This window comes from Planctomycetia bacterium (assembly GCA_034440135.1).
Taxonomy (GTDB): domain Bacteria; phylum Planctomycetota; class Planctomycetia; order Pirellulales; family JALHLM01; genus JALHLM01.
This window is the reverse complement of sequence record JAWXBP010000404.1, coordinates 1-11544: the sequence shown is the minus strand read 5'-3', so window position 1 is coordinate 11544 and position 11544 is coordinate 1. Positions and strand designations below refer to the sequence as shown.

6 protein-coding genes are annotated in these 11544 nt (G+C 62.7%); 2 read left to right on the top strand and 4 right to left on the bottom strand.

All coding sequences use genetic code 11. From position 1 onward, the window contains the following. Nucleotides 1-954 (bottom strand): glutamate-1-semialdehyde 2,1-aminomutase (locus SGJ19_23725; protein ID MDZ4783268.1); only part of this gene is annotated, 954 nt, incomplete at its 3' end. 242 nt (nucleotides 955-1196) lie between these two features. Here SGJ19_23725 and SGJ19_23720 point away from each other — a divergent pair. Beyond that, on the top strand, nucleotides 1197-1979 hold the full coding sequence (locus SGJ19_23720) for a creatininase family protein (GenBank protein ID MDZ4783267.1): 783 nt from the start codon (nucleotides 1197-1199) through the stop codon (nucleotides 1977-1979). Between the two features lie 131 nt (nucleotides 1980-2110). On the opposite strand, the gene SGJ19_23715 is transcribed toward SGJ19_23720, so the two are convergent. Both SGJ19_23715 and SGJ19_23710 read right to left on the bottom strand, forming a co-directional pair. Then, a complete protein-coding gene (locus tag SGJ19_23715) occupies nucleotides 2111-7033 on the bottom strand; it encodes a cadherin domain-containing protein (GenBank protein ID MDZ4783266.1) in 4923 nt (1640 codons plus the stop codon). A 119-nt stretch (nucleotides 7034-7152) separates the two neighbouring features. Beyond that, a complete protein-coding gene (locus tag SGJ19_23710; protein ID MDZ4783265.1) occupies nucleotides 7153-8028 on the bottom strand; it encodes an efflux RND transporter periplasmic adaptor subunit in 876 nt (291 codons plus the stop codon). A gap of 128 nt (nucleotides 8029-8156) precedes the next feature. Between SGJ19_23710 and SGJ19_23705 the strand changes: the two genes are divergently transcribed. Further along, nucleotides 8157-9872, top strand: coding sequence for an efflux transporter outer membrane subunit (locus tag SGJ19_23705; GenBank protein ID MDZ4783264.1), 1716 nt, complete (start codon nucleotides 8157-8159; stop codon nucleotides 9870-9872). A gap of 95 nt (nucleotides 9873-9967) precedes the next feature. On the opposite strand, the gene SGJ19_23700 is transcribed toward SGJ19_23705, so the two are convergent. Next, nucleotides 9968-11287 carry a PEP-CTERM sorting domain-containing protein gene (locus SGJ19_23700; protein MDZ4783263.1) on the bottom strand — a complete coding sequence of 440 codons (1320 nt, stop codon included), beginning with the start codon at nucleotides 11285-11287 and terminating at the stop codon, nucleotides 9968-9970. Between the last annotated feature and the right edge of the window lie 257 nt (nucleotides 11288-11544).

Genomic DNA, 11544 nt, shown 5'->3' with positions numbered 1-11544 from the left:
CTTCAAGAGTTGCAAAGTGGCGATGCCGGCGGCCGTGGCCAATGGATTGCCGGAGAGCGTACCGGCCTGAAAGACTTTTCCGGCCGGTAAGATGTGATCCATGATTTCCTCGCGGCCGCCGTAGGCGCCGACCGGTAACCCGCCGCCGACGATTTTGCCGAGCGTCGTCAGGTCCGGCGCGATCTTGAACAAGCTCTGCGCGCCGCCGTACGCCACGCGGAAGCCGGTCATCACTTCGTCGAAAATCAACAGCGCGCCATGCTTCGTGGTGAGCGCTCGCAAGGCGTTCAAGAACTCCGGCGACGCCACGACGCAGCCCATGTTGCCGACGATGGGCTCCAGGATGACGCCGGCGATGCGCTGGCCGTGTTGCTCGAAGGCGGCGGTGAGCGCGGCGACGTCGTTGTATTCCAGGACGAGCGTATCGCGCGTGGTGCCTGCGGTGACGCCGGGCGAATTCGGTACACCGAGCGTCGCCGCCGAACTGCCGGCGGCGACGAGCAGGCTATCGACGTGGCCGTGATAGTTGCCGGCGAATTTGACAATCACGTCGCGGCCGGTGTAGCCGCGGGCGAGCCGGATGGCGCTCATCGTGGCTTCCGTGCCGGAACTAACGAGGCGCACTTTTTCCACGCTCGGCACAGCGTCGATGATCAGTTCGGCGAGCTCGCTTTCGGCTTCGGTCGGCGCGCCGAAACTCGTGCCGCGCGCGGCCGCTTCATGCACGGCCGCGAGCACTTCCTCGTGTGCATGGCCGACGATCATCGGACCCCAGGAGCCGATGTAATCGAGGTAGCGGTTGCCGTCAACGTCGAAGAGATAGGCCCCGTCGCCACGGGCCATGAAAATCGGCTCACCGCCCACGCCGCCAAACGCCCTAGCGGGGCTGTTCACGCCGCCGGGGATCAAGCGTTTGGCTCGGGCGAAAGCCGTTTGGCTGAGTTGGCGTGACATCGCGGGTCCTGGGGGGGCGGCGCGGTGGGATTACTGAATTCTAGCGATGTAGCGCTTCGCTCGGGAGGGAAGCCGCGAGAGCAAGCGAAGACGTTCGCCGTTAAGCCCAGGGAAGGCCACCATAGTCGTTGCCAATGGAGACGACTGCGAGGGCCTTCCCTGGGCTTGGACACCGCTTGGACGATAGATGAATCTGTTAGAATCCAAGAAAACTCCGCAGATCGATACGCCGAGGAACCGTCATGCGCCCCTGGAAGTTGCTGGAAACGAACTTCGCCTACGTCACCGCGAACCCGTACGAAGTGGCGGTGCTGCCGCTGGGGGCGACCGAGCCGCACAATTTGCATCTGCCGTACGGCACCGACGTGATGGAAGCCGAGATCGTCGGCGAGCGGATTTGCGAAGCCGCGCATGCGCAAGGGGCAAAGGTGGTCTTGCTGCCGACGATCCCCTACGGCACGGAGACCAACCTGCGGCAGTTTCCGCTGGCGATGAACGTGCAGCCGTCGACGTTGGCCCTGGTGATTCGCGATCTCGTCGAGTCGCTGGCCGGCAGTTCCATTCGCAAAGTGCTGCTGCTCAACAGCCACGGTGGGAACGAACTCAAGTCCGTGCTGCGCGAGTTGTACGGGCGCACGTCGGCGCAGATTTTTCTCTGCAACTGGTATCAGATCTTTCGCGATGTGGAACGCGAGATCTTCACCGATCCCGGCGATCACGCGGGCGAGATGGAAACGGCCTTCGGACTGGCCTTCTTCCCAGACCTCGTGGCGCGGCATCCGGACGGCAGCCTCGCGGCCGACGCCGGCGCGGCTGCAACAACACAATTCGAAGCGCTCAACCGCGGCTGGGTCACGATGACACGGCCCTGGCACCTGTTGACGACGAACACCGGCGTCGGCGACCCTCACCCCGCCACGGCCGAGAAAGGCCAGCGGATGATGGACATCGTCGTCGAACGGCTGTCGAAGTTCCTGGTCGAACTCTCAGCGGCCGAAATGAACGACCGATTTCCGTTTGTGTGATGTCCAGATCACACTCGCGAAAAAAGCCCAGGGAGGGCCCCAGTAGACGAATCCATTGGCAAAGGTCTATGGTGGCCTTCCCTGGGCTTGGTGGTGACGACGACGTATTCGTTCATCGTCTCACTACTCAGCTACCGCCCCGCATGGTTGCGCTGATCCGCTCCAGCGTCATCCGAGGCGGCGCCGCGGGTGCCGCCATAAGCCCAGAACATGCCCCAGATCCAGGAGAAGCGATCGCCAACTTGATGCAGCCAACTGGCAGATTGATGCGAAGCGGCATGGTGTGAGCCCTGCTGCGGCGCATCGGTTTTGCCGACCGCGTGTTCGGCATGCTGGTCGCCGTCATGGTGGTGGCCGTTGGAACTGTGATGGCCGTGCGCGGCCGTGGTTCCCAAGTGCGACGTCGCGCCGGTCCAGGCAATGTCATTGCCCGGCTCGCCCAACTGCAACTCCGAGAACACCAACTCCGCGGCATCGGGATCGACGCCGCTGACGGCCGGCAGCATCGGCCAGGTGGGCCGCTCAGCCGGCGCATCGGAGGACTCACTCGGAGCGGACTCAGCGACGGCAGCATCCTCCACAAACGCCGCAGCGGGCTGGTTGAGATCGTCTTCCAATTGGAAGCCGGACACGTGCAACGCCAGGTCGCGCGTCAGTTCGATGTGATCGCCATCGGCCTCGGTGGCGACTACAGTTACCTTGAGCGTGACGTCCGTCGGGGCGTCCTGCGGCAAGGTGATTTGCAGTCCTTCTAAGTCGGCGGCGCTCAAGGTCCAAACGCCGTTGCCTTGATAGCTGCCCGCGGAGAGCGAAGCGCCGTGCGGGACGTTCTCAATCCGCACGGTCAGCGCTTCGCTCCCGTCGAGGTCGCCCAAGGCGGCTGTGATCGACAGCGGCGTCGACTGCCCGGCGTAGAGCGTGGCGTTGGAAACTTCCAGCGTCGCCACGTCGGCGTCACCGTGAACTTGGACGTGTACCGTCGAGGTAGATGACAGGCCATTGCCGTCGGTCACGGTATAGGTGAACGAATCGGACCCGCTGAAATTCGGATGCGGCGTGTAGGTGAACGTGCCGTCGCCGTTGTAAGCGACTGTGCCGTGCTGTGGCGACGAGAAATCGGAAACGGCCAGCGAATCGCCGTCGATGTCGTAGTCGTTCTCCAGCACGTTCGGCGTGACGATCGGTTGATCCTCGACCCCTTCGACGAAGTCGTCGACGCTATTGACTCCTTCGTTGACGTTGTTCACGCGAATGGTGAACGTCTCGTCATACGAATTGCCGGCCGCGTCGGTCGCGCGGACCGTGACCTGGTGCTGCGTGTTATCCTCGTAGTTGATGACTTCCTCGGTCGGCTCCGCCACGAGGATTTCGCCCGTGTTCGGGTCGATCGCAAAGCGGCCCTGAGCGCTGTCGGTCAATGTGTAGGTGATCACGTCATTCTGATCGACGTCGGAAACGGTCACCTTGCCGACCACCGTGCCTGGGGCGGAGTTTTCGCTGACGGCATCGCCGACGAGCGCCAAGTCCGTCGGCGCTTCGTTCACGTCTTGAACGTTGATGTTGACCGCTTCGGCATAAGAATGCCCGGCGGAATCGGTCACTTGCACCATCACCGCGTGCTGGCTGGCGGCCTCGAAGTTGAGGTCGGCGCCCGCCGCCACGCGGACTTCGCCCGTCGCGGCGTCGATCGTGAAGCGACCGCCCGCATTGTCCGTGAGGGCATACGTGAACGCCTCGCCTTGATCCTGATCCGTAGCGTTGACCTTGCCGACCACGGTACCGGCGGCGGAGTTTTCATTCACGGCGTCGCCGACCAGCGCCAGGTCGGTCGGCGCTTCGTTGACGTCCTGAACTTGAATGTTCACCGCCTCGGTGTAGGAATGGCCCGCCGCATCGGTGACGCGCACCGTCACGTCATGGCTGGCGCTCGACTCGTAGTCGAGCACCACGCCGGTCGCCACGCGGATATCGCCGGTCGCGGCGTCGATGGTGAAGCGTCCGTCCGCGTTGTTCGTGAGCGCGTAGCTGAACGTCTCGCCCTGATCCGGGTCGGTCGCCGTGACCTTACCGACCACGGTTCCCGCGGCCGAGTTTTCGTGGACCGTGCTGCCGGTCAGCGTCAAATCCGTGGGCGATTCGTTCACGTCATTCAGATGAATGTTGAACGCCTCGTTGTACGCGTTCCCGGCCGAATCGGTGACGCGCACCAGCACGCCATGATCCGGTTCCGTTTCGAAGTTCAAGTCCGCGCCGGTGGCCACGCGGATTTCACCCGTTGCTGAATCGATCGCGAAGCGTCCACTCGCGTCGTCGCTGAGCGCGTACGTAAAGGTCTCGCCCTGGTCGGGGTCGGTCGCCGTGACGTGGCCCACGACGGTTCCCGTCGAGGCGTTCTCGTTGACTTCACCGCCGACAAAATCCAGGTCCGTCGGCGGAGCATTGCCGCCGGTGATTTCGATCTTGAACGCCTCGTCGTAATACTTGCCGCCTGCGTCCTTCACGCGCACGGTAATCGTCGGCGTGTCGCCGGGTTCGAAGTCGAACTTGGCGCCCTTGGCGACGGTGATTTCGCCGGTCTTGGCGTCGATGGCGAAATTGTTGCCGGCCGTGGTCTTCAACGAGTACGTAAGCGTGTCGCCCGCGTCGGGGTCGACGCCGGTCACCTTGCCGACCACCGTGCCGGGCGTGGCGTGTTCGCCGACCTTACCGCCTTCGAGCGTCAAATCCGTCGGCGTCTCATTGACGTTCTTCAGGTGAATGGCAAAATCCTCGGAGTACGTGTTCCCCGCCGAGTCCTTCACCTGCACCTTCACGCTGTGGTCGGGATCACTCTCGAAATCGAGCTTCGCGCCGGTCGCGACTTTGATCTGGCCCGACTTGGCGTCGATGGTGAATTTCCCGTCGGCGTTGTCTTCGAGCGAGTAAGTGAATTTTTCGCTCTTGTCGGCGTCCTTCGCCGTGACCGTGCCGACGACCGTGCCGGCCTTCACGTTCTCGTTGACCGTATCTCCCTTGAGAGTCAGATCGGTCGGCGCTTCGTTGACGTTCTTGACGTCGATCTTGAACGCCTCGTCGTACGTCAATCCGCCCGCGTCTTTCACGCGCACGGTGACGCTATGGCTCGTCGCGCCCTCGTAATCGAGCTTCGCGCCGTCGGCGACTTTAATTTCACCGGTCTTGGCGTCAATCGTGAAGCGGCCGCCGGCGTCGTTCGCGAGCGAGTACGTGTGCGTGTCGCCGCGATCGATGTCTTTCACCGTAACTTGGCCAACAACAGTTCCGGGCGCGGAGTTTTCGTTGACCGCGTTCCCCTTAAGCGTCAAGTCGGTCGGCGCTTCATTGACGTTTTCGACAGCGATCTTGAACGACTCGTCGTAGTACTTGCCGCCAGCGTCCTTCACGCGCACCGTGACGGATTGCGATTCGCCCGCCTCGAAATCCAGCTTGGCGCCCTTCGCCACGCTGATCTCGCCCGTCTTGGCGTCGATGGCGAACTTGCCGCCCGCACTACTGGTGAGCGCATAAGTGAGCTTATCGCCCACATCCGGGTCGGTCCCCGTAACCTTGCCGACCACGGTGCCGCCCGTGGCGTTTTCCTGAACCACGCCCCCATCGAGCGTCAAATCGGTCGGCTTCTCGTTGACGTTCTTGAGCTGGATGTCGAACGACTCGGCGTAGGTATTGCCCGCGGAGTCCTTCACCTGCACCTTAACGCTGTGATCGGCGTCCGTTTCGAAATCAAGGTCGGCGCCTTGCGCTACTTTGATATTGCCGGTCTTCGCATCGATCGTGAAGCGGCCGCTCGCGTCGTCCGTCAACGAGTAGGTAAACTTGTCGCCAGCGTCAGGGTCCTTGGTCGAGACGGTACCGACCGTCGTGCCGGCCGCGGCGTTCTCATTGACGGTATTGCCCTTGAGCGCCAGGTCGTACGGCGCTTCGTTAACATCGGTCACGCCGATCGTGAACTTCTCGTGATAGCTGGCGCCATCGGCGTCGGTGACTTGAATGTCGATAACGTGCGACTTCGCCGCTTCGTAGTTCAAAGCGTCGCCGTCGGCGACATGGATCTCGCCTGTCTCGGCGTCGATCGAGAACCTGCCGCCAGCGTCGTTCAGCAACGCGTACGTATGCGAGTCGTTCGCGTCGGCATCCTTCACCGACACATCTCCGACGAGCGTGCCGTCGGCAGCGTTCTCCCCGACCTTCGAGCCGACTAAACTCAGATCGGTCGGCGCATGGTTGACAAACCTATCTGCCGCGACGTTGCCGTCGGCGAAATGGAACGTCTCGACCGAATCGACCGAGTCGGTGCCGTCGATGCCACGCACGTCATGCACCGTGAACTTGCCGTTCCCGTGGTGCTCGATCTCGTAGTCGCTGGCCTTGCCAGAGTAGTTCGCCGTGTCGTTGCCGGCGCCGCCGGAGATGAGATCGTCGCCGCCGCCGCCGGTGATCCGATCGTTCCCTGCGTAGCCATAGAGTTCGTTGTCATGACCGTCGCCAACGAGCGTGTCGCGATGATTCGACCCGTGTACGTCCTCGATGCCGTCGAGATGATCCCCCGCCGCGTGCCCGCCGCTTCCCAGTCCGGTAGATAGATTGACGCTCACGCCCGCGGTCGAGTTCTGATAACTGGCCGCATCATGTCCCGTGCCGCCATGCAATTGATCGGCGCCGCTGCCGCCGTCCAGGAAGTCGTCGCCGCCATCGCCGAAGAGTTGATCGTTGCCGGTTCCGCCATACAGCAGGTCGTCGCCGCCGTTGCCATCGAGGACGTCATTGCCACCGTCGCCGTCGAGCCAGTCATTGGCGTCGGTGCCGTGCATCGTCTCATTGGCCGACGTGCCGTGCTGGACTTCGTGGCCGAGGCTGCCAAAGTCGATGGCTTCGCCTTCGATCGGCTGTTCCATATCGGCCGTTTCGATCGCCGTCGCCGAGCGCAGGATGCGCGGCTCGAGCGCCGTAATGGTAAAGGCCGGTGCGCGCTTCTTGGCGTTCACGGGCGGTTCGCCCGGGGCGTCCTGCTGCTTGTTTTCCAAAAGTTGATTCGTCACAGGATGCCCCTTATGTCACAGTTACGCGAACGGCGAATAGCGCCGCACTTGGCCGGTCCCCAACAGACCGGCCGTCCGACCCGCCACACGACAAACAAAGTTGTAACGCAGAGAGGAGCCTATGGCTGATCGCCCGACGCACTCGTCTGCGACGCTTCAGCCGTGGGATCGAGCAAACGGGCGCTGAACCCGCTGGGGAGCCCGAGTTCCCGATTGTCGATCTCAAACACGCATCGAAAGGTTTCCGTACCCGGGTCGATATCCACATCTTTCATCACCAGACGCGCGGTCACCGCGTCATTGACCGGCGTACCGGCCAACAGGCGATACTCAACGCCCGGTTCCAGCCGGGCATAGCAACGGGTCGGGAGATAAAGTTCGACGCGCAGTTGCGAAGTATCGACCAGTTCCACGACTGGCTTCGTAAGCGTCAGCGTTTCTCCGACGACGCTCCGTGTTCGAACGACGCGCCCCGCGAACGGCGCGCGAATGTTCATGGCTTCCAGCTTGGCCTGCTCTAACACGTACGCCGCTTGGGCAGCAGCCTGTTGCTCGTGCGCCTGACGCACAGCGGCTTCGGCCTGTTCGACGCCGGAGCGGGCGCGCTCGATTTCCAATTCGGAAGCGGCGCGGTGTTCGCTGGCCTGCGTCATGCGGCCGAGCAAACTCTCCGCGGCGCGGAGATCGCTTTCGCCGCGCAGCACGCCGGCGGTTTGCTCCGCTTCCGCTTTCGCGAGCTTCGCCGCGGCGGCCGCGATGCGATTGTCGATCACCGCCAGCACGGCCCCTTGCGCGACCGACTGTCCTTCCTCGCAATTCAATTCAAACAGCACTCCTTCCGTCGGCGCCGACAACGTCACACGCCGGCGTGCATTGGCGATGCCCGGCAGCGACGGCACGACGTCGGTCGCCGCCACGGACGAAGGTTGCCGCGCCGCCGGCGCTTCGGCGGTCGCTGACATCAGACAGAGCGCAAGGAGCGCGGTCGGCGTCATGTGCAGTCTCGACAAGAGTTGTAGATGAGAGCTCGGCGTTCTTGAGGGAATTTCGTCCGAGCTAAGGAAAACGTAGCTCACTTTGGCTGGTCGCGCCGGTGTTATCGAATACAGACAGAGCCCGTCACGTGACGGACTTGTCGCCTGTGCCGGTTCTGGCGGATTCGCCCGCAGGCGTGCATTCCATCGCCGCGGGACGACGAAGCAAGGAAGGCAAGCGGGCGGAAGGCAAGGAGCGCAAGGACTTACGGATGGGACCGGGACCGGGCTGGCATGGATGTCGGCTGGCGGCCGCACTCGCGGTGTGCCTGGGGGCCGTCGTCGGCTTGTCGGGCTGTAAATTAGGCCCGGATTTCGTCCGCCCGACGTCGCCTTGGCTGGAGCCGTTCTATCACGACGGGCAGCCGGCCCAGCCGCCCGTCGAACCGGAACTCACCTACTGGTGGACCGAGTTCAACGACCCGATGCTCAACGGGTTGATCGACCAGGCGGCCTGTCAGAATCTGACGTTGCGCGAGGCCTACTTTCGCGTCGTGGAATCGCGGGCGCTCGTGACCGTCGCGCGGGGCGAGATGTTCCCCGAAGTGTTTGGCACGAGCGGATACAGCAATCGCCGCACGAGCCTGAACGCGAATCAGTTCATCATTCCGCCGACGTTGCGCAGAAGTTACGACTTGTTCACGGCCGGCTTCGATGCGGGTTGGGAAATTGACCTCTGGGGAAAACTCCGCCGCACAATCGAGGCCGCCGAAAACGATCTCGCCGCCAACGAAGCGGCGCGGCGCGACGTGCTAGTAACATTGCTCGGCGACGTCGGCACCAGCTACATCAATTTCCGCGTCGTGCAGCAGCGCTTGAACATCGCCCGCGCGAATCTGGTCCGGCAACAAACCACGGCGGAATTCGTGCGGGAGCGCTTTCGCGCCGGGCTGATCAGCGAACTCGACGTGGCCCAGGCCGAAGAAAACCTACACAGCACCGCGGCCGTGATTCCGCCGTTGGAGCAGCAACTCCACCTGGCGATGCACCGGTTGAGCGTGTTGTTGGGCGAAAGTCCGTCGCTCCAGATGCTGACGCGGCTCGGCAACGGGCCGATCCCCGCTGCGCCGGGCATCCTGGCCGTCGGCGTCCCGGCGGAACTTTTGCGACGCCGGCCGGACATCCGGGAAGCGGAGTTCCAGGTCGCGGCGCAGAATGCGCGGATCGGCGTGGCGATCGCCGATTTGTACCCGCAACTCACCTTGCGCGGCACGATCACGGCCGATTCCCGCCGCGTCGACACCTGGTTTATGACCGACAGCCTGGCCTACAGTTTTGGCCCGCAGTTCCGCTGGGACATCTTGAACTTCGGCCGTTTGCGCGGCGGGATTCGCGTCCAGCGCGCGCGTTACGAACAAACCGTGGCCCGGTATCGGCAATCGGTGCTGCTGGCCGTCGAGGAAGTCGAAAACGCCTTGATCTCGCATCGCACCGCCGGCGACCGCCGCCGCGAGCTCTACATGGCGGCGCAATCGGCCGGACTGTCCGCTTCCTTGAGCGAATCCCAATACCAGCAGGGGCTGGTGATTTTCCAGGTGGTGCTCGATTCGCAACGCCGCGTCCTGGAACTGCAAGAACAAATCGCTCTCAGCGAAGGCGATATGTCAATCAGCACGGTGCAAGCCTTCAAAGCGGCTGGCGGCGGCTGGGACGCACGGTTTTCGTGCTGCGACCCAGTCATGGCCCGCCTCCCGGCGACGTCAACGGTGCCCCGCGTGAATCCCGTCGAATCCATGCCTTCGACAGCGCCAACCGAAACGATGCCCTCGGGCAACCTCGGGGCGGCGCCGACGCTGCGGCGCTAGCTGCGTGCGCTCTAAGTCGGCGCAACAAAAAAAGCCGGCCTCACTTGTGAGTGAGGCCGGCTGGGGAAGCTTCAAGCAATTCGCCATCGTCGCGTTTACTTACGACGGAAGCGATAGCCGAGCGCCGCGAGGCCGCAGAGGGCCAGCAGGGCAGTCGACGGTTCCGGGACCGCGTTCGCACCGGCAACGCCGGCGCCGAAGTTGTTGCGGACGTTGTTCAAGTCTTCGATGGTGACCTGGCCGTCGTCGCTGCCAACGGTGTCGCCAAGGCCAGCGCCACCGAAGTTATTGCGGACGTTGTTCAAGTCTTCGATGGTTACCGCGCCGTCGCCGTTGGTGTCGCCTTCTTGGTCTGGATCGACGACGACCGGGAAGGTGAACGCGATGCTCGAGATATTCACTCCAATCAATCCGATCAACGTCGTATTCCCGGTAAGTGGGTCAATCGTGATCAACTCACGCGCGTACGGATCGCTGGTACTCTCGCCGCGCGAAACCGCATACAACACGCCCGTCTCTGGATGAACTGACATGCCGAGGATGCCCGTTGCGCCAAGCGTGTCCGGCAAAACAGGATCCCGCAACAACACCGAATTGATTTCCAACCCCGTTGTCATGTCGACCTCGATCAGCTCGGAACCAGCGAAGGGGTCCGAACCGGTTTGCTCTTTGGTGCCGACAAACATCCTTTCTTGCCCCTCGATATCCAGGATCACCAAGCCCTTCGCGTCACCAAAATCGGCGCGCGGGGCGCCGAGGAAATCTGATTCCCCGTCGGCCGTCATCGTGTAGATGCCTTCCTCGGATGTGACAAAAAACAGGCTTTGCGAGGCGGACCAGGCCAATCCTCGAATCGCGTGCATTTCGTTCTCTCCTGTCTGCCTGAACGAAGCGTCGGTCTGGGCGGACGTCCGCGGTTCGACTGGCAGCACCCACGAGGGACGCGGCGCGGGAAGCCCGAACCTGGCCAACAGCGGATCGGCCGGAAGGTTGGGGCCGTTGGCGTTGTAAATTGCCGTGGAAGGCGGCACCTGGCTTCCGGGCGTCAAAACGGCCGGATCAAACGTCTCCATGTAATGATCATCCGCATAACCACCAATCAGGAGCCCACTGGTTGAGTCCATCCGCTGAGGATTGTTGCTGTACGCGTCACCACCGCCGGTTCGGTGCAGCAGGCCGCTCACAGGATTGAAACCCAGGGCTTGGCTGTCGGGACTAAACAGCGCGCGTCCCACCTCGATGCTGGAAGCATCGCCGATGTTGATATCCCAAAACGCCTCTTGATGTGGCGTAGTGGTCTGACTTGCATTTTGATTCCCAGACATCCCGATCAAGCGAACCTGGGCGTCGGCTGGGCTCGCAATGGCCGTGGCAGCGATCGCGACGGCCGCGAGCATGAGTGTTTTGTGAAGCATGGAGTGTTCCCCTGTTGTGGATAGGCCTGCGTGCAGTTGACGCAAAGCGCCTACAGCCCCGTTGCGGAGGGACATAGACCGATTTTGATTGTTGTTTGGGCCAGTTCGCTTGTCAAGCGAATGTGCGCAAACTCTGCGGAAAAAATCACGGAACTGCTCAGGGCGAATCAGTTTTCGTAAGGCGTGAACCGGTCGAGGTCTGTTGGCGTAGGAAGCGGGACGGAGCGGTTTTCTTTCCTTTTTTGCACGGAGGTGTG

Excerpts from the sequence above, each read along its gene's own strand:
- SGJ19_23720 (MDZ4783267.1), top strand. The coding sequence starts at position 1,197 with ATGCGCCCCTGGAAGTTGCTGGAAACGAACTTCGCCTACGTCACCGCG.
- SGJ19_23710 (MDZ4783265.1), bottom strand. The coding sequence starts at position 8,028 with ATGACGCCGACCGCGCTCCTTGCGCTCTGTCTGATGTCAGCGACCGCC.
- SGJ19_23700 (MDZ4783263.1), bottom strand. The coding sequence starts at position 11,287 with ATGCTTCACAAAACACTCATGCTCGCGGCCGTCGCGATCGCTGCCACG.